A 24,751-nucleotide genomic window follows, 5' to 3' on the forward strand; every position below is an offset into this window, starting at 1 on the left:
CGAGCCTGCTCGCGAAGAGGCCCGGGAAGACACCAACACCCTTCGCGCTGCCATCTGCGCTACCATGCCGAGCCGGACGCAGCAGCCTGCTGCGCGCAGGAGTCAGCATGGCCCACCCGTTTGAAACCCTCACCCCCGATCTCGTCCTGGATGCCGTTGAAAGCATCGGTTTCCTCAGCGACGCGCGCATTCTGGCGCTCAACAGCTACGAAAACCGTGTGTATCAGGTCGGTATCGAAGACTCCGAGCCGCTGATTGCCAAGTTCTATCGTCCGCAGCGCTGGACCAACGAGGCCATAATCGAAGAGCACCAGTTCACTTTCGAACTGGCCGACATCGACATTCCGGTGGTAGCGCCGCTGATTCATAACGGCGAAACCCTGCATGAGCACGCCGGCTTCCGCTTCACCCTGTTCCCGCGTCGTGGTGGCCGGGCGCCGGAGCCGGGCAACCTTGATCAGCTGTATCGCCTCGGCCAGTTGCTCGGGCGCATGCATGCGGTGGGCGGTACCAAGCCGTTCAAGCACCGCGAAGCCCTCGCGGTGCAAAACTTCGGCCATGCCTCGCTGAACACCCTGCTCGAAGGCAATTTCATTCCAAAGAGCCTGCTGCCGGCTTACGAGTCGGTTGCCCGCGACCTGCTCAAACGCGTCGAAGATGTCTACGCCGCCACGCCGCACCAGAACATCCGCATGCACGGCGACTGCCACCCCGGCAACATGATGTGCCGCGACGAGATGTTCCACATCGTCGACCTCGACGACTGCCGCATGGGCCCGGCGGTGCAGGACATCTGGATGATGCTCGCCGGCGATCGCCAGGAATGTCTCGGCCAGTTGTCGGAATTGATGGACGGCTACAACGAGTTCCATGATTTCGACCCGCGCGAGCTGGCGCTGATCGAACCGTTGCGCGCCTTGCGCCTGATGCACTACAGCGCCTGGCTGGCACGGCGCTGGGACGACCCGGCGTTCCCGCACAGCTTTCCGTGGTTTGGCACGGAGCGGTATTGGGGCGACCAGGTGCTGGCGTTGCGTGAACAGTTGGCGGCACTGAATGAAGAACCGCTGAAACTCTTCTGATTCAAACCTGAACCCTGTGGGAGCGAGCCTGCTCGCGAAGACGTCATTTCAGGCAACATCGATGTTGAATGTCAGACCGCGTTCGCGAGCAGGCTCGCTCCCACAAGATCGCTGTTCACAATTCTATGAACATTGGTCTACGACATTCGCGGACAAATCTCCTTACAATCCCTCCTTTGTCAGCTGCCTGAGCAAGGATTCTGCATGCAAGCCGCCAACCCGCGTCGCGGGTACATTCTGGGCCTGAGCGCCTACATCATCTGGGGCCTGTTCCCGATCTATTTCAAAGCCATCGCCGAAGTCCCGGCCGTCGAGATCATCATCCATCGGGTGCTGTGGTCGGCGCTGTTCGGTGCGTTGCTGCTGATGGTGTGGAAACACCCGGGCTGGCTGCGCGAGTTGCTCGACAATCCCAAGCGCCTGGCGATTCTTGCCTTGAGCGGCACGCTGATCGCGGCCAACTGGCTGACCTACGTGTGGTCGGTGAACAACGGCCGCATGCTCGAGGCGAGTCTGGGTTACTACATCAATCCGCTGGTCAACGTGCTGTTGGGCATGGTGATCCTTGGCGAGCGGCTGCGGCGCATGCAGTGGGTTGCGGTCGGTCTCGCGGCCATCGGCGTAGCGCAGCAGGTGTGGCAGGTCGGCAGTCTGCCGTGGGTGTCGCTGGCGCTGGCGCTGACCTTCGGTTTCTATGGTCTGATCCGCAAGCAGGCGCCGGTCAAGGCGCTGCCGGGGCTGGTGGTGGAAACCTGGATGCTGGTGCCGATCGCGATTGCGTGGTTGCTGTTCAATCAGACTGCGACGAGTGTGCAGCCGGCCTTCTGGACCACCTCCGAAGCCTGGTGGCTGGTGGCCGCCGGCCCGGTGACACTGGTGCCGCTGGTGTGTTTCAACGCCGCCACCCGCCACTTGCCCTACACCACCATCGGCTTCCTGCAATACATCGCGCCGACGCTGGTGTTGCTGCAAGCCGTGCTGCTGTTTGGCGAGCATTTGTCGTCCAGCACGCTGGTTGCGTTCATGTTTATCTGGGCCGGCCTGGCGGTCTATAGCGTTGATGCGTGGATAAGTTTGCGCCGGCGCGCCTGATCAAAAAACGCACAAACCTCTGCAGGCCACGGTTCTCGTGGCCTGCATCGTTCCTTCCCAAGCTTATCCACAGCGTGATCCCCGCCGTTTGTGCGCAAGTCACTGAATGCTGGCGGTTTTTTGATCAACCTGCGCAAAGCCACGGCCGGCGTGGCGTGGCGGTCTGTCTCTACAGGTTATCCACAGGCAGGTGCACGTTAAACCTGAATAACCCTGTCTGCGCTAAACCTCTGTGCGTAACACCAGTTCGACCATCAGATCATCGGCCAGGGTTTCCAGGCGCGCCTGCAGAACGTCGAGCGACAAGGTGAGTGGCACCGCCAGAATCGCCTCGGCGTGAAACAGCGGCTCGCTGCTCATCGGCGCCGGGCGCACCTCAGTTACCAGTCGCTCCAGGTTCACACCCTGCTCGCTCAACAGCCGAGTGATATCGCGGACGATACCCGGTCGGTCATTGCCGACCAGTTCCATAGCGATCGGTTTCCACGTGCAGGACTGCTCCACTCCGCTTTCGGCAATCAGTACCCGAATGCCATGGGCCGACAGCGCTTGCAGGGCATCGACCAGTTCGTCGTAAGCCTCCGCCGGCACACCCACGCGCAGAATCCCGGCGAACTGCCCGGCCATACGTGACATGCGGCTTTCCAGCCAGTTGCCGCCGTGCTCGGCAATGCATTGGGCGATGCGCTCGACCTGCCCGGGCTTGTCCGGGGCGAAAACGGTGAGTACGAGATGGTCCATGGCGCAGCCCTCTTGTCATGACTTTTGTTATCGAAGGGCAAGTATAGGCAAGCGGATTGATTCAGCCTGACCCAGTGCTGGCAGATGATGACCTGTGGCGAGGGGATTTATCCCCGTCCGGCTGCGCAGCAGTCGTGAGTCCTGCCAATTGGGTCTGCCAGCCGGACCGCAGGGGGCGGCTTCGCCAGCCAACGGGGATAAATCCCCTCGCCACAAATCGTTAAACCCAAATTGCTCCTTAGCAGGCCCACAGTAATTATGTGTACAACTTTCGATATTTAGCTGGAACAATCCAATGCTTTTTTGAGAACATCCCGTTCCGCGACGTGACCGCAATGCGTCATGAGGTCGCAGAACGACGTAATTAGTCTGATTTTCACAAGCGCAACTCATCATGTAGTATGCCGCAGCGCGCACTACATAACGCTGGATCGATGTCTGCCCAAGGCCCTTCGCAACCCTGAAAGCCCCGTCAGCAAGGCCTCCAAGCCGTTGATTGGTCCTAGCCCAGCCGCCAGTAATGGCATGTACTGGTCCGCAGGTTTGTGGTTTAAATGGCCAGAAGCTTCATTGTTAAATTGACGAGCTGAAAAGCGAAATAGCTGAGCAGAGTGAGGCAAGCAATGACTGAACACGTTCAAGTCGGTGGCCTGCAGGTCGCCAAAGTCCTGTTCGACTTCGTGAACAACGAAGCCATTCCCGGTACCGGCCTCACCGCCGAACAATTCTGGGAAGGTGCCGACAAGGTCATTCACGACCTGGCGCCGAAGAACAAAGCCCTACTCGCCAAACGCGATGACTTCCAGGCGCGCATCGATGCCTGGCATCAGCAGCATGCCGGCCAGGCGCACGATGCCGTGGCCTACAAAGCTTTCCTGCAAGAGATCGGTTATCTGCTGCCAGAAGCGGCTGATTTCCAGGCGACGACGCAAAACGTCGACGATGAAATCGCCCGCACCGCCGGCCCGCAACTGGTCGTGCCGGTGATGAATGCGCGCTTCGCGCTCAACGCCTCGAACGCCCGCTGGGGCTCGCTGTACGACGCCCTCTACGGCACCGACGCGATCAGCGAAGACGGCGGCGCGGAAAAAGGTAAAGGCTACAACAAGGTGCGTGGCGACAAAGTCATCGCTTTCGCCCGTGCTTTCCTCGATGAAGCCGCACCACTGGCCGCCGGCTCCCACGTCGATTCGACCGGCTACAAAATCGCTGACGGCAAACTGGTCGTCACTCTGAAGGGCGGCAGCAACAGCGGCCTGCGCGATGACGCTCAGTTGATCGGCTTCCAGGGCGACGCCAACGCGCCGATCGCGGTGCTGCTCAAGCACAACGGCCTGCACTTCGAAATCCAGATCGATGCCAGCACTCCGGTCGGCCAGACCGATGCCGCCGGGGTCAAAGACATTCTCATGGAAGCGGCGCTGACCACGATCATGGACTGCGAAGACTCCGTGGCCGCCGTCGATGCCGACGACAAAGTGGTGATCTACCGCAACTGGCTCGGCCTGATGAAGGGCGACCTCGCGGAATCCGTGTCCAAGGGCGGCCAGACCTTCACCCGCACCATGAACCCGGATCGCACCTACACCGCGCCCAATGGCGGTGAAGTGACCCTGCACGGTCGTTCGCTGTTGTTCGTGCGCAACGTCGGCCATCTGATGACCATCGATGCGATCCTCGACAGCCAAGGCAACGAAGTGCCGGAAGGCATCCTCGACGGTCTGGTGACTTGCCTGGCCGCAATGCACAACCTCAACGGCAACACCTCGCGACGCAACACCCGCACCGGTTCGGTGTACATCGTCAAACCGAAAATGCACGGCCCGGAAGAGGCGGCGTTCACCAACGAGCTGTTCGGGCGCATCGAAGATGTCCTGCGCTTGCCGCGCAACACCCTGAAAGTCGGGATCATGGACGAGGAGCGCCGCACCACGGTCAACCTCAAGGCTTGCATCAAGGCCGCCAGCGAGCGCGTGGTGTTCATCAACACCGGTTTCCTCGACCGCACCGGCGACGAAATCCACACATCCATGGAGGCCGGCCCAGTGGTGCGCAAGGCTGACATGAAGGCCGAGAAGTGGATCGGCGCCTACGAGAACTGGAACGTCGACATCGGTCTGAGCACCGGCCTGCAAGGTCGTGCGCAAATCGGTAAAGGCATGTGGGCGATGCCGGACCTGATGGCCGCGATGCTTGAGCAGAAGATCGCTCACCCGCTGGCCGGCGCCAACACTGCCTGGGTCCCTTCTCCAACCGCCGCTGCGCTGCACGCCCTGCACTACCACAAGGTTGACGTGTTTGCGCGTCAGGCCGAACTGGCCAAACGTGCCCGCGCCTCGGTGGACGACATCCTGACCATTCCACTGGCAGTGAACCCAAGCTGGACACCAGAGCAGATCAAGAACGAACTGGACAACAACGCCCAGGGCATTCTCGGTTACGTGGTGCGCTGGATCGACCAGGGTGTCGGCTGCTCGAAAGTGCCGGACATCAACGACGTCGGCTTGATGGAAGACCGTGCGACGCTGCGTATCTCCAGCCAGCACATCGCCAACTGGCTGCGCCACGGTATCGTCAGCCAAGAGCAAGTGATGGAAAGCCTCAAGCGCATGGCGCCGGTGGTCGACCGTCAGAACGCCAACGACCCGCTGTATCGCCCGCTGGCACCGGACTTCGACAGCAACATCGCCTTCCAGGCGGCGGTCGAACTGGTGATCGAAGGCACCAGGCAACCGAACGGCTACACCGAGCCGGTGCTGCACCGTCGTCGTCGCGAGTTCAAGGCCAAGAATGGTCTGTAATTTTCGCTGACGCTGGAAATGAAAAGGCCCTGATCGAGAGATCAGGGCCTTTTTGTTTGTGAGGTGGATTGATCGTTCCCACGCTCTGCGTGGGAATGCAGCCCGGGACGCTCCGCGTCCCACAACTGCGGACGCAGAGCGTCCATTGATGCATTCCCACGCAGAGCGTGGGAACGATCATCTGCTGGGCGGCGAAATATGTCTTAGGGTTCTATGCCCAATTCGTGTTTCACCAGCTCAAGCAGCTTCCCCGTATCAATCGGCTTGAGCAGAAAATCCACCACGCTCAAGTGCATCGCTTCGATCGCATCTTTCACGTCGGCATCGCCGGAGACGATGATGATCGGCATCGCTGCACGTACCGATTCACGCACCTGGCGAATCAGCTCGAGGCCATCGACATTGCCCATGCGCAGGTCGGTAATCACCAGACCGATCGAAGGCTTTTCATCGAGCATTTTCAGCGCGGTTTCACCGCTGGCTGCGGTCATGCAGCGAATGCCGTCCACCGCGAGGATCTCCGACAACAGCTCGCGGGCGTCCTTGTCGTCGTCGACGATCAGGACACGCTGCGGCGGCAGATCAGGTTCGAGCATCACTGCGCTGAGCGCTTCCCGCTCGGCGTCGCTCAAAATATCGTGGTCGGACATGGCGCTCTCTAAATGTTCAAACAATCCCTGGCAAGTCGTCAGACATCACCGGACAGCGCTTCAATGTGCACTTCGTCGGAATTTTTTCCAAGTGGTTAGCGCAAGCTTTTCCGAGCTTTTGCGTAGGTTATTTCCGAAAATCGGCCAATGGTGGCAAAACCTAGACTTACGTCCAATGGGCACCCTGCCCGCCGGGGTCGACCATGGTCGCAACGATCCGACAACAACAATTCGAAAAAGACTGCGGTAATGGTTATGAGCAAAGCGGACGCCTTCACCCAGGCAGGGAAAACCGCGGTGTTGCAGAACATTCAGGGCACCCTGCAATTCCTCCAGCGCTTCCCGCCCTTCAATCAGATGGAACACGCCCACCTCGCCTATCTGGTGGAGCAATGTCAGCTGCGTTTTTTCGCCCAGGGCGAGAGCATCATCAAACCGGCCGACGGCCCGGTGGAACACTTTCATATCGTCAAACAGGGTCGGGTGGTCGGCGAACGCCAGCACATCACCAAGCCCGGCACCGAGACCACGTTCGAAATCACCACCGGCGAATGCTTTCCGCTGGCCGCGCTGCTCGGTGAACGCGCCACGCGCACCGAACATCTGGCGGGCGAAGACACCTTCTGCCTGCAACTGAACAAACTGGCGTTCATCAAACTGTTCGCCCTCTCCAGCGCCTTCCGCGACTTCGCCTTGCGTGGGGTGAGCAGCCTGCTCGATCAGGTCAACCAGCAAGTCCAGCAAAAAGCCGTGGAGACTCTCGGCACTCAATACTCGCTGAACACCCGTCTCGGTGAACTTGCGATGCGCCATCCGGTGACCTGCAGCGCCGAGACGCCACTGCGTGAAGCGGTGAAGCTGATGCACGAGCAACAGGTCGGCAGCATCGTCGCAGTGGATGAGCACAAGGCGCCGCTGGGGATTTTCACCCTGCGCGATTTGCGCCATGTGGTCGCCGAAGGTGTCGGCGATTTCAGCGACGCCATCGAACAGCACATGACTCGTTCACCGTTTTATCTGTCGCCGGATCACAGTGCCTTCGATGCGGCGATCGCCATGACCGAGCGGCACATTGCTCACGTCTGCCTGGTCAAGGATCAGCGCTTGTGCGGCGTGGTGTCCGAGCGTGACCTGTTCTCCCTGCAACGGGTCGATCTGGTGCACCTGGCCCGGACCATCCGCAGCGCGCAACGGGTCGAACAACTGGTGACCTTGCGCGGCGAGATCGGCCAACTGGTCGAGCGCATGCTCGCCCACGGCGCGTCGTCGACGCAAATCACCCACATCATCACCCTGCTCAACGATCACACGGTGTGCCGGGTCATCGAACTGACCCTCGCGGAAAAGGGCGACCCGGGTGTGCCGTTCAGTTGGCTGTGTTTCGGCAGCGAGGGCCGGCGCGAGCAGACGCTGCACACCGATCAGGACAACGGCATCCTGTTCGATGCCCGCGATGCCGCGCACGCGGCAGAGATTCGCGGCAAGCTGCTGCCGATTGCCCAGCAGATCAACCAGAGCCTGGCGCAGTGCGGTTTCACTCTGTGCAAGGGCAACATCATGGCCGGCAATCCCGAGCTGTGTCTGTCGCGGGCCGAATGGGCGCGGCGCTTCGCGGCGTTCATCCGCGAAGCCACGCCGGAGAACCTGCTGGGCTCGAGCATTTATTTCGACCTGCGCGTGGTCTGGGGCGATGAGCAAGGCTGCGAGCAATTGCGCCGGGGCATCCTCGATCAAGTCGCTGACAACCGTTTGTTCCAGCGCATGCTGGCCGAGAACGCGCTGCGCAATCGCCCTCCCGTTGGGCGCTTCCGTGAATTCGTGCTGGCCCGCAAGAACGGCGAGAAAGCTACGCTGGATCTGAAGATCCAGGGCCTGACGCCGTTCGTGGACGGCGCCCGTCTGCTGGCGCTGGCCAATGGCATTGACGCCAACAACACCCTCGAACGCTTTCGCCAACTGGTCGATAAAGAGGTCATCGAGCCGCTCGACGGCGCGGCGTATGAAGAGGCCTATCACTTCATTCAACAAACGCGGATGCAGCAGCATCAGTTGCAAACCCGGGAAAATCAGCCGTACTCCAACCGCGTCGATCCCGACAGCCTCAATCATCTCGACCGACGTATCCTGCGCGAATCCCTGCGCCAGGCGCAGCGCCTGCAAAGCAGCCTGACCTTGCGGTATCAGCTATGAGCCTGTTCTCCTGGCTACGCCCGGCCAGCCCCGTGGTGTCGGCGGACTTGCAGCAGCGGCTGGCAAAGCTGCCGGCGCTTGCCGAGCTGAGCGAATGCAGCCTGCGCGAGCAGCGCTGGGTGGTGCTGGACCTGGAAACCACCGGCCTGAATATGAGCAAGGATCGGGTCCTGTCGATCGGCGCGGTAGTGATCGAGGACGGCGCGATCGATTTCAGCCAACAGTTCGAGCGCACACTGCAATGTCGCGAACTGAAGCTCAGCCCCAGCGTACTGATTCATGGCTTGGGGCCGAATGCGATTGCCGCAGGCAGCGACCCGGCGCAAGCGTTGCTGGAGTTGCTGGAATTCATCGGCGACAGCCCGGTGCTGGCGTTTCATGCGCCGTTCGATCAGCACATGCTCGGGCGCGCAGTGAAGGAGCACTTGGGGCACAAGCTGCAACATGTGTTTCTGGATGTGGCGGATATCGCGCCGTTTCTGTGTCCGCAGGCGCAGATTCGCGAGGCCGGGCTGGATGAGTGGATCGAATGGTTCCGGCTTGAAGTGTTCGAGCGGCATAACGCGAGTGCCGATGCACTGGCCACGGCGGAGTTGGCATTGATTCTGTTCAGCCGCGCGCGGGCGCAGCAGATTTACAGTCCGTTGCAGTTGCAGCAGCGGTTGAGCCAGTGGAAGCGGCGGCAGCAAACTCACTCTTTCTAGCGCTACCCCTGTAGGAGCTGCCGCAGGCTGCGATCTTTTGATTTTATAAACAGCAAGATCAAAAGATCGCAGCCTTGGGCAGCTCCTACAGAGGCATGCAGCCCTATCACCTGACCAGTGGCCAATTGCTAACCATTCCCACCTCTGCCAGAATCGCGAACTATTCTCGTTAGTTAACATTTCCCAATCGGTGATGTCCGGTGTCGTCAGTGCCCAACCCCCACAGTGAGCTCGTCGGTGCGATGTATCGCGACCATCGCGGTTGGCTGCTGGCGTGGTTGCGGCGCAATGTGGCGTGTCCGCAGCGTGCCGAAGACCTGAGCCAGGACACCTTCGTGCGCTTGCTCAACCGCGACGAACTGCTTACGCCGCGCGAACCTCGGGCGTTTCTGGTGGCGATCGCCAAAGGCCTGTTGTTCGACTATTTCCGCCGCGCCGCGCTGGAACAGGCCTACCTCACCGAACTGATGCTGATCCCCGAAGACGAGCAGCCTTCGGTGGAAGAACAGCAAATGATCCTCGACGACCTCAAAGCCATCGATCGCCTGCTCGGCAAGTTGTCGACCAAGGCCCGCGCGGCCTTCCTGTATAACCGCCTCGACGGCCTCAGCCACGCCGAAATCGCAGACAAACTCGGTGTCTCGGTACCGCGCGTGCGGCAGTATCTGGCCCAAGGCCTGCGCCAGTGCTACATCGCCCTGTACGGTGAGCCGACATGACGGCGGCCAGTTCGCGCCCGGTGCCGGCGCATGTGCTGGACGCGGCGATTGCCTGGCAATTGACCCTCGATTCGAGCACCGCGCTGGAGCGTGAAGAATTCGCTAAATGGCATGCCGCCCATGAAGAACATGCCCGTGCCTGGCGTCAGTTGGGCATGCTCGATCAGCGCTTCAGCGTCGCCAAGGGCCCGGCCCGAAGCGCGTTGCTGCAATCGCGCGAAGGCATTCGCCGGCGCGTGCGCAAACTCGGCAGCGGGCTGGCCAGTGTCGTGGTGATCATCGGGCTCGGGCTGTTTGTCAGTGAGCGCTACCTGCCGCTGGATTACTGGCTCGCCGATCAGCGCACCGCCACCGGTGAACAGCGCACCGTGCGCCTGTCCGACGGCACTCTGCTCAACCTCAATACCCACAGCGCGGTCGACGTACGCTTCGATGACGAGCGCCGCTTGATCGTGTTGCAGGAAGGCGAAATTCTCGTCGAGACCGGGCATGGCGACGCGCGGCCGTTTATCGTCGAAACCCGCGAAGGCAGCATGCGCGCGCTGGGCACGCGGTTTCTGGTCAAGCGCGAGGACGATGGCACACGCCTGAGCGTGTTGCAGTCGGCGGTCGCGGCCCATGCCCAGGCCAACCCGCAAGAACTGGTTCTGCGCGAAGGCCAGCAGGTGCTGTTGCGCAGTGACGGGCTGGGCTCGATTGCCGCCCTCGCCCCCGGCGCCGATGCCTGGACGCGCGGCATGCTGGTGGTGGACAACGCCCGGCTGGGCGATCTGGTGCACGAGTTGGGGCGCTATCGTCGCGGGCATCTGGGCGTGGCGCCGGAAGTGGCCGATCTGCGCATTACCGGCAGTTTTCCGTTGCATGACACCGACAAGGCACTGAGTGCATTGCTGCCGACTCTGCCGGTGCAGATCGAGCGGCATACGCCGTATTGGGTCACCGTGGCGAAGGCGCAGCCCTCCGCCCCTTGACATGATCGTTCCCACGCTCTGCGTGGGAATGCAGCCCGGGACGCTCTGCGTCCCTGCCGAAGCGGACGCAGAGCGTCCAATGAGGCATTCCCACGCGGAGCATGGGAACGATCAATGTGGGAGCGAGCCTGCTCGCGAAGGCGCCATCAGCCGCACAACCATTTCCAACAAAAAAAGAATTTCCACCCAGCCCTATCACTTTTCCAATCTCGTCCGGCACACAGGCAATTGAGAAATATTTCCATTCAGGAGCCGCCGTATGTCCCGTTCGCCAGACACCTTGTTGCGCCCCAGTCTGCTGGCTTTTGCCATCGCTTTCGGCACGCCGCTGATCAGCAGTCCGTTGCTCGCCGCTGAGCAAGCGTCCAGCGTGCGCGCCTACAACCTGCCGGCGGCGCCGCTGTCGACCACCCTGAACCAGATCGCCAGCCAGGGCGGCCTCGCCCTGTCGCTCAATCCTGCGCTGGCCGCCGGCAAAACCTCGGCGCCGGTCAACGGCCAGTACGACGCCGCCGGTGCCCTGCGCGCGGCTTTGCGCGGCACCGGTCTGCAGCTGGAACAGAGCAGCGCCGGCACTTACACCCTGGTGGCCGTGCCGGAAGGCACGCTGGCCCTGCCGGAAACTTCGGTCATCGGCGTGGAAAACTTCGAAAGCGCCTGGGGCCCGGTCGAAGGCTACACCGCGACTCGCACCGCCGCCGGCACCAAGACCGACACCGCGCTGGTCGAAGCACCGCGTTCGATTTCGGTGGCAACCCGTCAGCAAATGGACGACCGCAGCGTGCACAGCCTCGATGACGCGGTGCGCTACATGCCGGGCATCACCGCCAGCAGCTACGGCAGCGACACCCGCGCCGACTGGCTGCGCGTGCGCGGTTTCGAACCGACCCAGTTCCTCGATGGCCTGCCGCTGCCCAAAGGCGTGTACGCCAACCCGAAACAGGAAACCTGGAACCTCGACCGCCTCGCCCTGCTCCGCGGTCCGGCCTCGTCGGTGTACGGCCAGACCCCGCCGGGCGGTTTGCTCGACATGGTCAGCCGCCGCCCGAGCGCTGAAGCCAGCAGCGAAATCCAGTTGCAATACGGCAGCGACAATCACCGCCAGATCAACTTCGCCAGCACCGGTAAGATCGATGACGCCGGGCAGTTTCTCTATGGCCTCAGCGGCGTGGTGCGCGACAGCGGCACCCAGGTCGACCACGTCGACAACAAGCGCTACAACATCGCGCCGAGCCTGACCTGGAACATCGATGACGACACCAAACTCACTCTGCTGAGCCAGTTCACCCGCGACGACACCGGCATCACCAGCCAGTTTCTGCCCATTCAGGGCACCAAAATCAAATCGCCGCTCGGTGATATTTCCCATCACAAGAATCTCGGCGATCCGGATTGGGAATACTACGACCGCACCTACTACGCGCTGGGTTATGCCTTCGAACATCGATTGAACGATGTCTGGCAGTTCAAACAGAACTTGCGCTACACCAAGTCGGACCTGTCGTTCCAGTCGCTGACACCCGGTTCCTACCCGTTCACCACCGTGGATGCAGAAGGCAACGTCGGCCGCACCAGCACCAGCGTCGACGAAGACATCAGCCAGTTTGCCGTGGACAACAACTTCCAGGCCGACTTTGCCACGGGCGACATTCGCCACACCTTGCTGCTGGGTCTGGATCACCAGCGCAGCAACACCAACTACACCTCGATCTTTGGCGATGGTCTGCAAACCAACGTCATCAACCCGATCTACGGCCAGCCGATCGTACGTCCGGCGCGCTCCACGGCGTTTTACGACTACAACCAGAAGACCTACCAGACCGGTCTCTACGTGCAGGACCAAATGGCTCTCGACCAGTGGCGCCTGACCCTCGGCGGCCGTGAAGACTGGGTGCACACCAGCACCCAATTCATCAACCAGAGCGACGCCACCAACACTCAGCGTGACAAGAAATTCAGCGGCAACGCGGCGCTCAGCTACGTCTTCGATAACGGTTTCGTGCCGTACCTGTCCTACGCCGAGTCGTTCCAGCCGACGACGGGCGCCGATGCCACCTCGACCGGCTCGCTCAAGCCAACCGAAGGCAAGCAGTGGGAACTGGGCATCAAATACCAGCCTCCGGGCAGCAAGACCCTGCTGACCGCCGCCGTGTATGACCTGACCCAAAAGAACGTCGCGGTGAACACCTTCGTCAACAACGTCTCGGTGACCAGCCAGACTGGCGAAGTGAAGGTCAAAGGCCTGGAGCTCGAAGCGGTGTCGGATGTGACCGACAACCTCAAAGTCATCGCCGCCTACACCCTGGCCAAATCCGAAGTGCAGAAAGGCGTCGACAAGGGCAACCGCCTGCAACTGATGCCCAACCAACAAGCCTCGCTGTGGACCGACTACACCTGGCACGCCGGCGTGCTCGACGGTTTCGGCATTGGCGCCGGCGTGCGCTACACCGGCAACACCTACGGCGACAAGGCCAACACCTGGCTGGGCAAGGCCGATGCCTATACCGTGTTCGACGCCAGCGTGCATTATGATCTGGGCCGTCTGGACAACAGTCTCAAAGGTGCATCGCTGGCGGTGAACGCGACCAACCTGTTCGACAAGGACTACATTTCCACCTGCGACAGCTTCTATTGCTACTACGGCGACCAGCGCAGTGTCGTCGCCAGCGCCACTTACAAGTGGTAAGCCAGTGAGCTGAAACAGGCCCTGTTACCAAGCCGTCCGAACCGGGCGGCTTCGGTGTTTTTGAAGGTCATGCAATGAAAAGTAAAACCATCCGCCGCTGGTCGTTTATCCACACCTGGACCAGCCTGATCTGCACGGTGTTTCTGCTGATGCTGGCGCTGACCGGTCTGCCGCTGATTTTCAGCCACGAGATCGATCACGCGCTGGGCAACGCCCCGGAGCTGCGCGAGATGCCGGCCGACACGCCGCAACTCAACCTGCAGCAACTGGTCGAGGCGGCGCAGAAGCATCGCCCGGGCGAAGTCATGCAGTACTTCGGTTATGACGACGAAGAGCCGAACGCGGCGTTCGCGATCATGGCCAGGACGGCCGACACCGAGCCGAACTCTTCGCACACCTTCATGCTCGATGCGCGTACTGGCGAAGCGCTGGAAACCCCTTCGGCCAACGGTGGTTTGATGCTGTTCATCCTGCGTCTGCACGTCGACATGTTCGCCGGGCTGCCGGGCAAGCTGCTGCTGGCGTTCATGGGGCTGCTGTTTGTTGTGGCGATCGTCTCCGGCACGGTGCTATACCTGCCGTTCATGCGCCGCTTGAAGTTCGGCACCGTGCGCCAGGACAAATCCACCCGCCTGCGCTGGCTCGATCTGCACAACCTGATTGGCGTCGTGACCCTGACCTGGTGCCTGGTGGTGGGCGTGACCGGGGTGATCAGTGCCTGCGCCGACCTGCTCATCGCCGCCTGGCGCAACGACGCGTTGACCACGCTGATAGCGCCGTATCGCGATGCGCCGCCGCTGACCCAACTGGCGCCGGCTACGCGGCTGCTCGACATCGCCGAGGAAGTCGCACCGGGGATGAAGCCGGATTTCATCGCCTTCCCCGGCACGCGCTTTTCCAGCGAGCACCATTATTCGGTGTTCATGAAGGGCGGCACGCACCTGACGTCGCACCTGCTGACGCCGGTGCTGATCGACGCCACAACACTGCAAGTCACCGCCGTGGCCGAACGGCCGTGGTACATGGACGCCATGGGCATGTCGCAGCCGCTGCACTTTGGTGACTACGGCGGCATGCCGATGAAGATTCTCTGGGCAACCCTGGATGTGCTGACAATCATTGTGTTGGCCAGTGGCGTTTATCTTTGGGTAGTGCGGCGCAAGGCGGCCAAGCCTGTTCTGGAACCGGCGGAGGCCTCGGCATGAAGCCGCGTCAGTCGAGTTTCTGGAAGGTTTTCAGCACACCGATCGTGATCGCCCTGCTCAGTGCGGCGGGGCTGTTTGCGGCGTTGCTGGGGGATGGAATCTGGGATGCGTTGAGCTGGGTCGGGCTTGGTGTGCCGGCATTTCTGGCGATAAGAGGTTTTCTGCCGCGAAGCTGAGAATCCCTTGGGGGAGCGAGCCTGCTCGCGAAAGCGCCCGGACCCTCAACATCAAAGTCGACTGTCACGACGCCTTCGCGAGCAGGCTCGCTCCCACATGGGTTCTGCGCCGGACGCGAGCAGGCTATGCTGCCCAATCATTGTCCTGATCGAGACCTTGCCATGTCCGCCCCCAGCATGACCCTGTACCACAACACCCTGTCGCCCTTTGTCCGCAAGGTCATGGTGCTGCTGCACGAAACCGGTCAGCAGGATCGTGTCGCGCTGCAGGACTGCGTGCTCAGCCCGGTCAGCCCGGACCCGGCGCTGATCGCCGACAACCCGCTGAGCAAGATCCCCGCCCTGCGCCTGGCCGATGGCAATGTCATCCATGACAGCCGCGTCATCCTTGAGTACCTCGACCAGCAGCACGTCGGCAATCCGCTGATCCCCCGTGAAGGTGCGGCGCGCTGGCGGCGCCTGACCCTGGCGTCGATGGCTGACGGGATCATGGATGCCTCGGTGATGGTGCGTTATGAAACCGTCCTGCGCCCGGTGGAAAAACACTGGGATGAATGGCTGGACGCTCAGCGCGACAAGATCCGCCGCGCCCTCGCCGTGCTGGAGAGCGAAGCGATTGCCGAGCTGACCAGCCACTTCGATGTCGCGGCGATCAGCGTGGCCTGCGCGCTGGGCTATCTGGATCTGCGCTTCCCGGACATGGACTGGCGTGCAGCCAATCCGCAACTGGCCAACTGGTATTTCGAGGTGAGTCAGCGACCGTCCATGGTGGCGACGATGCCCAAGCCCTAAAGCTGCGCTGCCTGTTCCGGCCTCTTCGCGAGCAGGCTCGCTCCCACAGCTGACCACATTCCAATGTGGGAGCGAGCTTGCTCGCGAATGCACCAACTCGGTTTCGGAGGTAGTGACGCAATAAGCAGCGTCACCAAAACCTCCGCTTCCCGCTGTTCCTCGCGTAACCCAAGCCACCCGCTCATTGCATCGCCTCCACATCAAACTCCAGCGGCTTGGCGGACTTCAAACCAATCCCGTACCAGTCCAGTTTGCGCGTCAGCACCATGAACACGCCGAGCAGACCGAATAGCATCAGCGAGCCCATCAACAGCGCGTAATCCTCGGCGCTGAGCAATCCGTACAGCAGGCCATACAGCGCCGCCAGCCCGGCCGAGAAACTCAAGCCATGCCGCGCGCTGCGCAGGACGTGGCTGACATAGAAGCCGATCAGCAACACGCAGCCACTCGCCGACAACAGATACGCCAGCGCAAAACCGATGTGTTCCGACAGCGACAGCAGCAGCAGGTAAAAGAACGCCAGCGCAACACCGACCAGGGCATATTGCACCGGGTGCACCGCCAGGCTTTTCAGCACTTCGAAGAGGAAGAAACCGGCGAATGTCAGGACGATGAACAGCAGCGCATATTTGATCGCCCGATCGCTCTTCAGGTACTGATCCACCGGGTCGATGAAGCTCACGCCGAAGCTGCGGCCGTTGAGTGCATCACAGTCGCCAGCGACGCAGCGCTCCATCGCCTCTTGCAGGTTGGTGGAGAAAAACGAGGTCTGCCAGTCGGCGCTGAAACCCTGATCGTTGATCTCGCGCTTGGCCGGCAGGAAGTTGCCGACGAAGCTGGGGTGCGGCCAGTTGGCGGCGAGGCTGACACTGCTGGTCTTGCCCACCGGCACCACACGCAGCGAGCCGGTGCCTTGCAGGCGCAGGTCGAAACCGAAGGTCAGTTGCGTGGCTTTGCTGGCGTCGAGCGCCGGCAGGGTCACGTGTACGCCCTCACCGATCCAGGCCACTTCGCTGCCGGGCACGAAATCCAGTTGCTGGCCGCCGAGCTCGAGTTTCAGCGCGTTTTCGATACCGCGAATATCGCTGATACCGACGACAAGGAACGGCGCGTCGAATTGGTAATCGGCAAAATTTTCCTTGATGCCCAACTGCGCCGGCAGGGAAAAATGCCCGTCGATACGGTTATCGGCGTGAAACAGTCGCGCCTCGTAAATGCCGCGTTTGCGCAGCTCGGTCTGCACCTGGCCGTCGAGTTCGAAACGCTCCGGCAGAAAGTACAGACGCCCGCGCGCTTCGCTGACTTCTTCGTAGCGCTTGTTGGTTTTCTCGTTGGTTTTCCAAGTGCGCACCACCTTGCGATACGGCACCACCATCACCGGCCCGGTCAGTTGCTGGCTGTAACTGGAGCTGCGCGCGATGTCTTCGAGCACACCGTCGCGCAGTTGCTGACGCTCATCGATGATGCCGTCGATCATCAGCAAGGGGATCAGCAACAGCAGGATCAGCAAGGCGATCGCGCCGAGTTTGATGGTCAGATTCTTGTTCATGGGACTCTCCCTGTTTGGATGGGAGGAGTCTGCTGATGCGGTGTGGTGGCAGTGTGGGGGGAAATATGGAGATTGTGTGGAGAATGCATTCCCTGTGGGAGCGAGCCTGCTCGCGAAGGCAGCAACGGGGTCTCACGGCAAGCGCAATACTACCTCAACCCCGCCCTCGACATTGCCAATGCGCATCACCCCGCCATGCAACTTGACCACTTCCTCAACGAAGTTCAGCCCCAGCCCGGTGCTCTTGCGTCCGCTGTCCGGGCGCGGCAACGAGTAGAAGCGTTCGGTCAAACGCGGCAAGGCGTAATCGGGAATCGGCGTGGTCTGGTTGAACAGGCGGAACTCGATCTGCTCGCCAACCCGCTCGGCGCTCAAGCGCAACAGCCCCGACGTCGGGGTGAAATCGAGTGCGTTTTCCAGCAGATTGCCCAACGCCTGGCGCAGCAGAAACGGCTCGCCAATCAACAGCAGATCCTCGCCGATCGCTTGCTCGATACGCAGTTGTCTGCCCTCGATCCGCGCGGCCTGCGCCTTGAGCAGTTCTGCGACCAACAGCGCCAGCGGCACTGCCACCCTTTCTTCCAACCCTTGGCGCTGTTCCACCTGCGCCAGATTAAGCAGGCGCTCGATCAACTGCTGCATCCGCGCGCTTTCGCTGTCGATGTTGCTGACAAAGCGCAAACGCTGGACGGGCGGCATCTCGCTTTGCAACAGCTCCGCTGAGCCCCGGATCGCCGCCAGCGGACTTTTCAATTCATGGGTCAGGGTGTGCACGTAGCGCTCGACGTAGGCCTTGCCTTCGAGCTGCGTGCGCATCTGCTCGACCGCTGTGGCCAGTTGCTCCAGTTCGCCGCCGCGATAGTGCGGCACTTCCACGCGCCGGCCTTCGCTCACCGCCTGGGCATAACCGGTCAAACGGTGCAGCGCGCGGCTGAGCCACCATGAGAGCAAGGCACCGAAGAGCAGGCCGAGGCCGATCAGTCCGGCGCCGTAAAACAGCAAGCGCCGCTCGGTGCGATCGACGTAGGGCTGCAGCGAACTGTTGGGCTTGGCCACGGTGACCACGCCGATGATCTTGCCATTGTCGCGAATCGGCGCGCCGACGTGCATCACTGAAGAGCTCGGATCGTCAGGATCACTGCGGCTGGAGCGCGCGCCGTACTCGCCGCGCAGGGTCAGGTAGACGTCGTTCCAGCGCGAATAATCCTGGCCGACCGCGACGCCGCTGGAGTCGAGCACGACGATGCCCTTGGCATCGGTGACATAGATGCGGTGGTTGACCTGATTTTTCGGCAAGCCCCAGATGGTCGCTTGCGGCTGCCGCTCGCCATAGGCGCGGAGCAATTGCGGCCAGCGGTTCTCGCTGAGGGTGCCGGCCTTGAAATCGTCGCGCAGGATTTCAGCCATCAGGTTGGCGGTGTCCACCAGCGTCTCTTCGGTGGACTGACGCACGCCGGGGCGAATTTCTTCCATCACCGTGTTGAGGACGAAATAACCTGTCAGGCCGACAAACAGCACGTATACCAGAAAAATCCGCAGCCCCAGCGACATCAGCTGTGCCCCGGGCTATAGCTGTAACCGAGGCCGCGATGGGTCTGGATCGGCTCGGCCTCGGCGCGCACCAGGCGCAACTTGGCGCGCAGGCTTTTGATGTGACTGTCGATGCTGCGCTCGTAACCGGCGTCTGCCGCTACGCCCAGCGCATCGAGCAATTGCTCGCGGCTGAACACCCGCTCAGGTTGTTCGAGCAGGCATTGCAACAAGCGGAATTCATGGCGGGTCAGGCTCAGCGGCTGGCCGCGATAGCTGATCTGTACGCGTTCGGCATCGATGCGAAACAGCGTTGAGCCTGCTTCCAGGGTTGCGCGCGGCGCCATGCGCTTGAGGATGGCTTTGACCCGCGCCGCCACTTCACGCGGGCTGAACGGCTTGACCACGTAATCGTCGGCACCGATCTCCAGGCCCACCACGCGATCGATCTCGGCGTCGCGGGCGCTGAGAAACAGCACCGGCACTTCCGTGAAGCGCCGCAATTGTTTGCAGGTTTCGAAGCCACTGATGTCCGGCAGACCGATATCGAGAATGATCAGGTCGGCCGGGGTTTGTCGCTGATGCTCCAGCGCCGCCGCGCCGAGGTTCAGCCACGTGGTGCTGAACCCCTCGCCCTGCAAGGCAAAAATCAATGTGTCGGCAATCGCCGCTTCGTCTTCGACAATCAGGATGTGCGGCATGGCGTCCGAGCCCGTGGCAGTGAGTGCGCGAACGGTGCCCCAAGCCCGGGGTTACGTCAATCAGACCACTTAGCAGTCAGGCTTGTCGGCGGTGTAACGCCGCGCCGGATTGACCGCCGCGCCGAACTCGCGCAAGGCCTTGGCGCCGATCAGCAGCGGATAGTTGAAGTGGCTGCGGTCGGTCAGGTTGACCTCGACGGTGCGCTTGACGTTGCCCAGGCACAGTTCCAGATCGACCACCGGACGCTTGGCGACATCGCTGCTGTCGCGCTCTTCATCGTCCTCGTCGGAACGGCTTTTGATCTTGCTGATCCGCGCGACCTTATGCTCGAACACCTTGTTGCTGGCGTCCTTGGTGGCGAGGCGGAAACGTACCCAGTCTTCGCCATCACGGGTGAAGGTCTCGATGTCCTTGGCCGACAGCGAGGCGGTCAGCGCGCCGGTGTCCATCTTGGCCTTGAGCACTTCGCCACCGATTTCCGGCAGCGCGATGTATTCGTAGCGACCGTACAGCGTCGGCTCGGCGGCCATGACCGGCAGCGCAACGAGGGCAAACAGAGCAAGGAGGGATTTCACGTAAGGGGTTTCCTTGGGAGGTTGGGCAACGGGATTTTAGACCGTCGCGCGGTTGATCGTTCCCACGCTCTGCGTGGGAATGCATCCAGTGACGCTCTGCGTCACAGGGAACGCGGAGCGTCCCGGGCGGCGTTACCACGCAGAGCGTGGGAACGATCAGGTTAACGGGACTGAAGAGAAACATTCGTCAGCGCCGATTTGGCCTGCTGCGCGAAGCTGCTTATCATGGCTCGCCCCTGCCACTTCATAGAGTTGCTTATGCGCCGCCTGCTCACCGGCTGTTTCGTCACCCTGCTGCTGTTGCTCAATACCCTGATCCTGATCGGGCCATTGATGGTGTTTGCCCTGCTCAAACTTGTCGCACCCGGGCGCTGGCGGGATTACGCATCAGGGACGGTGATGTGGATTGCCGAGACCTGGGCCGAGATCGACAAGCTGATCTTCCAGCTGTGCATACCCACGCAATGGGACATTCGCGGCGGCGACGATCTGCGCCGCGACACGTCCTATCTGGTGGTCAGCAACCATCAATCGTGGGTCGATATTCCGGCACTGATCCAGACCCTCAACCGGCGCACGCCGTTCTTCAAATTCTTTCTGAAAAAAGAGCTGATCTGGGTGCCGTTCCTGGGCTTGGCGTGGTGGGCGCTGGATTACCCGTTCATGAAGCGCTACACCAAAGCCTTTCTGGCAAAGAACCCCGAGCTGGCGGGCAAGGATCTGGAAATCACCAAAGCGGCGTGCGAGCTGTTCAAGCGCCAGCCGGTAACGGTGGTGAATTATCTGGAAGGCACGCGCTACACCCTGGCGAAAAGCACCCAGCAGGAATCACCGTTCAACCACTTGCTCAAACCCAAAGCCGGCGGCGTGGCGTTCGTGCTGGCGGCGATGGGTGAACAACTCGATGCGATGCTCGATGTGACGGTGGTGTATCCGCAGGAAAAAATCCCGGGCTTCTGGGACCTGATCAGCGGCAACGTGCCGCGAGTGATCATCGACATCAGGACCCGCGAACTCGACCCGGCGCTGTGGCAGGGCGATTACGAGAAAGATCCGGCCTTTCGCCAACACGTCCAGAACTGGGTCAACCAGCTCTGGATCGAAAAGGATCAGCGCATCGCCGAACTGCGCAACGAGCGCGGCTGACTCAAGTGCCGGTGCCGACACCCCAGATGCTGCCCAGGCTGCTCAACAGCGAACCGCCGACGCCCTGCTGACCGAGGTATTGCAGCAACACCGGGGCAAACTGGCCGATCATGCCGCTGTCCATGCCCAGCGCGCTGAACGCGTTGTTGAGGTCGTTGCTGTCTTTGACATTACCCAGCGCATTCTCAAGGCCAGCGGACTTGCCGGACGAACCGAGCAACGCCCCGAGCGCCGCCAGATTGCCGCTGCCACCGGACAGCTTGTCGATGCCCGGCACTTCCTTGGCCAGTTGCGAGTAGTCGGTGCTGCTCAACTGATTCTTCGCCAGCCCGAGCATCGCACTGGTACCGCCAACGGCCTGCTCCGGCGTGACGTCCAGCGCACTCAGCGCACTCAACAAACCAGCGGTCTCCGAGGTCGGCGCCGCAGCGGCCGCCTTGTCACCACCCTGCATCCCCGCTACCGCACCGGCCACGTCGTTCAAACTGAAACCGGCAAACACCGGCCCGGCGGCCAGAGTCAGGAGCGATGCCAGGGCAAAACCGCGTGAAATCTTCATTCAGACATCCTCTTGGGAAAAAGCTGCCACCGGACAACGGCGACGAAACTGCCGGTTTGACCGGGTATTGGGCGGCATGTTCCTCGCGGCGCATCCCCTTCTCTACGCACTCACCAAAATGAATTGTTCAATCGTTGAATAGCCACTTCACTATTCGACTTCACACTGAAAACCCGACTATTTATTTCGATTGGAACTAACCAACTGTCAGATCTGACAGTTGGCAGTCATAACGATGCAAGTGAATATCTCCACTCCAATTACGTAACGGAGTACGAAAAGATGAAGTTGAAAATTGTCACTGGCACCCTGCTTGGTCTGACCATGATGAGTACTGCCTATGCTGCAACCTGCCCAACGATATCAGTGACTCATGCGCAAGGCGCCGAAGATGTCACCTTCACTTCTGCCCGACTTAAAGATAAAGACACTGCCAATTCAGTTGTCATCTGCCGATACGAAGGTGAGGCAGACCTTGGCGTCTCGGCTGGCTACAGAAACGACACTCCGGTTCAAGCCACCGGTAGCAATTGGACCGGTGATGAGTGTGCAACCAAGGATGGTGACGCCCGCAAATGCGCCTTTAAATAACTGGTCGAACACAGAACGAAAAAGGGCAGCCCGATCGGCTGCCCTTTTTACATGGGTAGAACTTACGCCGCACTGAACAACTTATGCGGATCAATCACAAACTTCTTCGGCACACCCGCATCGAACTCGCCGTAACCTTCCGGCGCCTGATCGAGGCTGATCACTTGCACGCCGACCACTTCGGCAATGTTGATGCGGTCCCACATGATCGCCTGCATCAACTGGCGGTTGTACTTCATCACTGGAGTCTGCCCAGTGTGGAAGCTGTGGGATTTGGCCCAGCCCAGGCCGAAGCGGATGCTCAGGCTGCCCATTTTCGCCGCGGCGTCGACGGCGCCCGGATCTTCGGTGACGTACAGGCCCGGGATACCGATCTTGCCGGCAACGCGCACCACGCCCATCAGTGAGTTGAGCACCGTGGCCGGGGCTTCGGCCTTGACGCCGTCGTGGCCGTGGCCGCGTGCTTCGAAACCGACGCAGTCCACCGCGCAATCTACTTCCGGCTCGCCCAGCAGCGCGGCGATCTGTTCGTGCAGCGGGGTGTCTTTGGACAGGTCGACGACCTCAAAACCCTGTGCCTTGGCGTGGGCCAGGCGGATGGTGTTGACGTCGCCGACGATCACCACCGCCGCACCGAGCAAACGTGCGGAAGCGGCAGCGGCCAGACCGACCGGACCGGCGCCGGCGATGTACACGGAGCTGCCCGGGCCAACGCCGGCAGTGACGGCGCCGTGGTAACCGGTCGGGAGGATGTCGGAGAGGCAGGTCAGGTCGCGGATTTTCTCCATGGCCTTGTCGCGATCCGGCAGTTTCAGCAGGTTGAAGTCGGCGTACGGCACCAGCACGTATTCGGCCTGGCCACCGGTCCAGTCGCCCATGTCGACGTAACCGTATGCGCCGCCGGCACGGGCCGGGTTGACGGTCAGGCAGACGCCGGTGTGTTGCTCCTTGCAGGAACGGCAGCGCCCGCAAGCCACGTTGAACGGAACAGAGACCAGATCGCCGATCTTCAGGTTTTCGACGTCGGAGCCCTTTTCGATCACCTCGCCGGTGATTTCGTGACCCAGCACCAGACCGGTCTGCGCCGTGGTCCGGCCGCGCACCATGTGCTGGTCGGAGCCGCAAATGTTGGTGGAGACCACTTTGAGGATGACCCCGTGTTCGATCTTGCGACCGCGCGGGTCCTGCATTTTCGGATAGTCGATTTTCTGTACTTCGACCTTGCCAGCGCCGAGATACACCACACCACGATTGCCAGACATGCCATCACCTCTATATTTGTTGTTGGGTAGAGAGTTGATTGAGCTTCAAGCGGCAAGCTACAAGCCGCAAGAAGTGTGCTGACCGCTTTTTCTTGCGGCTTGGAGCTTGGAGCTTGCGCTAAAGAACGACAGTTCTGTTGGCGTTCAGGAACACCCTTCTTTCGATGTGATACCCGACCGCCCGCGCCAAGGTCAGGCCTTCGATATCCCGGCCCTTGGCAATCAAGTCTTCGGGATAATGACTGTGATCCACCGCCTCGACGCCCTGGGCGATGATCGGTCCTTCATCGAGATCGTTGTTGATGTAGTGCGCCGTCGCGCCCACCAGTTTCACGCCCTTGTTGTAGGCCTGGTGATACGGCTTGGCGCCCTTGAAGCCCGGCAGCAGGGAGTGATGAATGTTGATCGCCTTGCCGTCGAGCTTGCGACACAGCTCCGGCGACAGCACCTGCATGTAGCGGGCAAGGATCACCAGTTCGGCGCCGGCCTCTTCGATCACCTGCCAGACCTGACGCTCCTGCGCCGGTTTGTCGTTGGGGTCGAGAGGGAAATGGTAGTAGGGAATCTGATGCCAGTCGGCCAACGGCTTGAGATCCGGATGGTTGGACACTACCGCCGCGACGTCCATAGACAACTGGCCGATGCGCTGGCGATAGAGCAAGTCGTTGAGGCAGTGATCGGCCTTGGAGACCATGATCACCACTTTCGGCCGGTAGTTGGGCGCGGTCAGCTCGAAGAGCATGCCGAACGCCTGTCCGCGCTCGGCCAGCCCGGCGCGGAAGGATTGCTCGTCGAAGCCGTCGGGCTGACGGAATTCCACGCGAATGAAGAAGCGCCCCGAGAGGCGGTCATCGAACGAGTGGTGCTCGGTGACATAACAGCCCTGCTCGAACAGAAAACGCGTGACCGCGTCCACCGTGCCGAGGACGCTGGGACAGTCGGCGGTCAGAATCCATGTGTCTGGGGCGCGGCTCATATTTTTTCCTCTGATCGTTCCTACGCTCTGCGTGGGAATGCCGCCATGGACG

The 24,751-nt window shown here is 61.2% G+C and carries 22 protein-coding genes; 13 read left to right on the plus strand and 9 right to left on the minus strand.

Annotated elements, in window-relative coordinates:
- The first annotated feature begins 107 nt into the window (after positions 1–107).
- The gene (locus J5M66_RS00415; RefSeq protein ID WP_207807484.1) at positions 108–1,082 is read left to right on the plus strand and encodes a serine/threonine protein kinase; all 975 of its coding nucleotides are present in this window, start codon (positions 108–110) and stop codon (positions 1,080–1,082) included.
- Between the two features lie 204 nt (positions 1,083–1,286).
- Entirely contained in the window at positions 1,287–2,174 is an 888-nt protein-coding gene (gene rarD, locus J5M66_RS00420) for an EamA family transporter RarD (RefSeq protein ID WP_041476730.1), read from the plus strand.
- Between the two features lie 222 nt (positions 2,175–2,396).
- Here rarD and J5M66_RS00425 read toward each other — a convergent pair whose 3' ends face one another.
- A complete protein-coding gene (locus tag J5M66_RS00425) occupies positions 2,397–2,915 on the minus strand; it encodes a glycine cleavage system protein R (protein WP_016772854.1) in 519 nt (172 codons plus the stop codon).
- Positions 2,916–3,538: 623 nt separating this feature from the next.
- On the opposite strand from J5M66_RS00425, the gene J5M66_RS00430 reads away from it, so the two are divergent.
- Positions 3,539–5,716 carry a malate synthase G gene (locus J5M66_RS00430; RefSeq protein ID WP_207807485.1) on the plus strand — a complete coding sequence of 726 codons (2,178 nt, stop codon included), beginning with the start codon at positions 3,539–3,541 and terminating at the stop codon, positions 5,714–5,716.
- Between the two features lie 203 nt (positions 5,717–5,919).
- Here J5M66_RS00430 and J5M66_RS00435 read toward each other — a convergent pair whose 3' ends face one another.
- On the minus strand, positions 5,920–6,366 hold the full coding sequence (locus J5M66_RS00435; RefSeq protein WP_123443819.1) for a response regulator: 447 nt from the start codon (positions 6,364–6,366) through the stop codon (positions 5,920–5,922).
- Positions 6,367–6,621: 255 nt separating this feature from the next.
- Between J5M66_RS00435 and J5M66_RS00440 the strand changes: the two genes are divergently transcribed.
- The 8 genes from J5M66_RS00440 (at position 6,622) to J5M66_RS00475 (ending at position 15,809) form a co-directional block, all read left to right on the plus strand.
- Positions 6,622–8,556, plus strand: coding sequence for a putative nucleotidyltransferase substrate binding domain-containing protein (locus J5M66_RS00440; protein WP_306662997.1), 1,935 nt, complete (start codon positions 6,622–6,624; stop codon positions 8,554–8,556).
- A complete protein-coding gene (locus J5M66_RS00445) occupies positions 8,553–9,260 on the plus strand; it encodes a 3'-5' exonuclease (RefSeq protein ID WP_207807486.1) in 708 nt (235 codons plus the stop codon). Before J5M66_RS00440 ends, J5M66_RS00445 begins: the two co-directional genes overlap by 4 nt.
- A gap of 242 nt (positions 9,261–9,502) precedes the next feature.
- Entirely contained in the window at positions 9,503–9,979 is a 477-nt protein-coding gene (locus J5M66_RS00450) for an RNA polymerase sigma factor (protein WP_189691481.1), read from the plus strand.
- Positions 9,976–10,950 carry a FecR family protein gene (locus tag J5M66_RS00455; protein WP_024014577.1) on the plus strand — a complete coding sequence of 325 codons (975 nt, stop codon included), beginning with the start codon at positions 9,976–9,978 and terminating at the stop codon, positions 10,948–10,950. Before J5M66_RS00450 ends, J5M66_RS00455 begins: the two co-directional genes overlap by 4 nt.
- Positions 10,951–11,209: 259 nt before the next feature.
- A complete protein-coding gene (locus J5M66_RS00460) occupies positions 11,210–13,636 on the plus strand; it encodes a TonB-dependent siderophore receptor (RefSeq protein ID WP_125925483.1) in 2,427 nt (808 codons plus the stop codon).
- Positions 13,637–13,710: 74 nt separating this feature from the next.
- The gene (locus J5M66_RS00465) at positions 13,711–14,841 is read left to right on the plus strand and encodes a PepSY-associated TM helix domain-containing protein (protein ID WP_207807487.1); all 1,131 of its coding nucleotides are present in this window, start codon (positions 13,711–13,713) and stop codon (positions 14,839–14,841) included.
- Entirely contained in the window at positions 14,838–15,017 is a 180-nt protein-coding gene (locus tag J5M66_RS00470) for a hypothetical protein (protein ID WP_016772844.1), read from the plus strand. The genes J5M66_RS00465 and J5M66_RS00470 overlap by 4 nt, the downstream gene beginning before the upstream one ends.
- A 162-nt stretch (positions 15,018–15,179) precedes the next feature.
- Entirely contained in the window at positions 15,180–15,809 is a 630-nt protein-coding gene (locus tag J5M66_RS00475; protein WP_123443813.1) for a glutathione S-transferase, read from the plus strand.
- A gap of 181 nt (positions 15,810–15,990) precedes the next feature.
- Here J5M66_RS00475 and creD read toward each other — a convergent pair whose 3' ends face one another.
- The 4 genes from creD to J5M66_RS00495 all read right to left on the minus strand — a co-directional run bounded on the left by creD (position 15,991) and on the right by J5M66_RS00495 (position 20,165).
- Positions 15,991–17,358: a cell envelope integrity protein CreD gene (gene creD / locus J5M66_RS00480; RefSeq protein WP_207807488.1), complete on the minus strand. Its 1,368-nt coding sequence runs from the start codon at positions 17,356–17,358 to the stop codon at positions 15,991–15,993.
- Between the two features lie 132 nt (positions 17,359–17,490).
- Positions 17,491–18,909 (minus strand): two-component system sensor histidine kinase CreC, encoded by a 1,419-nt coding sequence (creC, locus tag J5M66_RS00485; RefSeq protein ID WP_207807489.1) that lies wholly within the window; start codon positions 18,907–18,909, stop codon positions 17,491–17,493.
- Positions 18,909–19,589, minus strand: a complete 681-nt coding sequence (gene creB / locus J5M66_RS00490) for a two-component system response regulator CreB (RefSeq protein WP_024014583.1) — start codon at positions 19,587–19,589, stop codon at positions 18,909–18,911. Before creB ends, creC begins: the two co-directional genes overlap by 1 nt.
- 69 nt (positions 19,590–19,658) lie before the next feature.
- The gene (locus tag J5M66_RS00495; RefSeq protein ID WP_016772839.1) at positions 19,659–20,165 is read right to left on the minus strand and encodes an ATP-dependent zinc protease; all 507 of its coding nucleotides are present in this window, start codon (positions 20,163–20,165) and stop codon (positions 19,659–19,661) included.
- A gap of 258 nt (positions 20,166–20,423) precedes the next feature.
- Between J5M66_RS00495 and J5M66_RS00500 the strand changes: the two genes are divergently transcribed.
- Complete coding sequence (locus tag J5M66_RS00500; RefSeq protein WP_207807490.1) at positions 20,424–21,311, plus strand: acyltransferase; 888 nt, start codon at positions 20,424–20,426, stop codon at positions 21,309–21,311.
- Between the two features lies 1 nt (position 21,312).
- Here J5M66_RS00500 and J5M66_RS00505 read toward each other — a convergent pair whose 3' ends face one another.
- Entirely contained in the window at positions 21,313–21,870 is a 558-nt protein-coding gene (locus J5M66_RS00505; protein WP_041476745.1) for a DUF2780 domain-containing protein, read from the minus strand.
- A gap of 282 nt (positions 21,871–22,152) precedes the next feature.
- Between J5M66_RS00505 and J5M66_RS00510 the strand changes: the two genes are divergently transcribed.
- Positions 22,153–22,461 carry a hypothetical protein gene (locus tag J5M66_RS00510; protein ID WP_024014586.1) on the plus strand — a complete coding sequence of 103 codons (309 nt, stop codon included), beginning with the start codon at positions 22,153–22,155 and terminating at the stop codon, positions 22,459–22,461.
- A gap of 62 nt (positions 22,462–22,523) precedes the next feature.
- On the opposite strand, the gene fdhA is transcribed toward J5M66_RS00510, so the two are convergent.
- Positions 22,524–23,723 (minus strand): formaldehyde dehydrogenase, glutathione-independent, encoded by a 1,200-nt coding sequence (fdhA, locus tag J5M66_RS00515; RefSeq protein WP_016772834.1) that lies wholly within the window; start codon positions 23,721–23,723, stop codon positions 22,524–22,526.
- Between the two features lie 118 nt (positions 23,724–23,841).
- Complete coding sequence (purU, locus tag J5M66_RS00520) at positions 23,842–24,699, minus strand: formyltetrahydrofolate deformylase (RefSeq protein ID WP_039757644.1); 858 nt, start codon at positions 24,697–24,699, stop codon at positions 23,842–23,844.
- Between the last annotated feature and the right edge of the window lie 52 nt (positions 24,700–24,751).

This window comes from Pseudomonas sp. 67(2021) (assembly GCF_017491835.1).
GTDB classification, from domain to species: Bacteria; Pseudomonadota; Gammaproteobacteria; order Pseudomonadales; family Pseudomonadaceae; genus Aquipseudomonas; species Aquipseudomonas atacamensis.

Excerpts from the sequence above, each read along its gene's own strand:
- J5M66_RS00415 (WP_207807484.1), top strand. The coding sequence starts at position 108 with ATGGCCCACCCGTTTGAAACCCTCACCCCCGATCTCGTCCTGGATGCC.
- rarD (WP_041476730.1), top strand. The coding sequence starts at position 1,287 with ATGCAAGCCGCCAACCCGCGTCGCGGGTACATTCTGGGCCTGAGCGCC.
- J5M66_RS00425 (WP_016772854.1), bottom strand. The coding sequence starts at position 2,915 with ATGGACCATCTCGTACTCACCGTTTTCGCCCCGGACAAGCCCGGGCAG.
- J5M66_RS00430 (WP_207807485.1), top strand. The coding sequence starts at position 3,539 with ATGACTGAACACGTTCAAGTCGGTGGCCTGCAGGTCGCCAAAGTCCTG.
- J5M66_RS00435 (WP_123443819.1), bottom strand. The coding sequence starts at position 6,366 with ATGTCCGACCACGATATTTTGAGCGACGCCGAGCGGGAAGCGCTCAGC.
- J5M66_RS00440 (WP_306662997.1), top strand. The coding sequence starts at position 6,622 with ATGAGCAAAGCGGACGCCTTCACCCAGGCAGGGAAAACCGCGGTGTTG.
- J5M66_RS00445 (WP_207807486.1), top strand. The coding sequence starts at position 8,553 with ATGAGCCTGTTCTCCTGGCTACGCCCGGCCAGCCCCGTGGTGTCGGCG.
- J5M66_RS00450 (WP_189691481.1), top strand. The coding sequence starts at position 9,503 with ATGTATCGCGACCATCGCGGTTGGCTGCTGGCGTGGTTGCGGCGCAAT.
- J5M66_RS00455 (WP_024014577.1), top strand. The coding sequence starts at position 9,976 with ATGACGGCGGCCAGTTCGCGCCCGGTGCCGGCGCATGTGCTGGACGCG.
- J5M66_RS00460 (WP_125925483.1), top strand. The coding sequence starts at position 11,210 with ATGTCCCGTTCGCCAGACACCTTGTTGCGCCCCAGTCTGCTGGCTTTT.
- J5M66_RS00465 (WP_207807487.1), top strand. The coding sequence starts at position 13,711 with ATGAAAAGTAAAACCATCCGCCGCTGGTCGTTTATCCACACCTGGACC.
- J5M66_RS00470 (WP_016772844.1), top strand. The coding sequence starts at position 14,838 with ATGAAGCCGCGTCAGTCGAGTTTCTGGAAGGTTTTCAGCACACCGATC.
- J5M66_RS00475 (WP_123443813.1), top strand. The coding sequence starts at position 15,180 with ATGTCCGCCCCCAGCATGACCCTGTACCACAACACCCTGTCGCCCTTT.
- creD (WP_207807488.1), bottom strand. The coding sequence starts at position 17,358 with ATGAACAAGAATCTGACCATCAAACTCGGCGCGATCGCCTTGCTGATC.
- creC (WP_207807489.1), bottom strand. The coding sequence starts at position 18,909 with ATGTCGCTGGGGCTGCGGATTTTTCTGGTATACGTGCTGTTTGTCGGC.
- creB (WP_024014583.1), bottom strand. The coding sequence starts at position 19,589 with ATGCCGCACATCCTGATTGTCGAAGACGAAGCGGCGATTGCCGACACA.
- J5M66_RS00500 (WP_207807490.1), top strand. The coding sequence starts at position 20,424 with ATGCGCCGCCTGCTCACCGGCTGTTTCGTCACCCTGCTGCTGTTGCTC.
- J5M66_RS00505 (WP_041476745.1), bottom strand. The coding sequence starts at position 21,870 with ATGAAGATTTCACGCGGTTTTGCCCTGGCATCGCTCCTGACTCTGGCC.
- J5M66_RS00510 (WP_024014586.1), top strand. The coding sequence starts at position 22,153 with ATGAAGTTGAAAATTGTCACTGGCACCCTGCTTGGTCTGACCATGATG.
- fdhA (WP_016772834.1), bottom strand. The coding sequence starts at position 23,723 with ATGTCTGGCAATCGTGGTGTGGTGTATCTCGGCGCTGGCAAGGTCGAA.
- purU (WP_039757644.1), bottom strand. The coding sequence starts at position 24,699 with ATGAGCCGCGCCCCAGACACATGGATTCTGACCGCCGACTGTCCCAGC.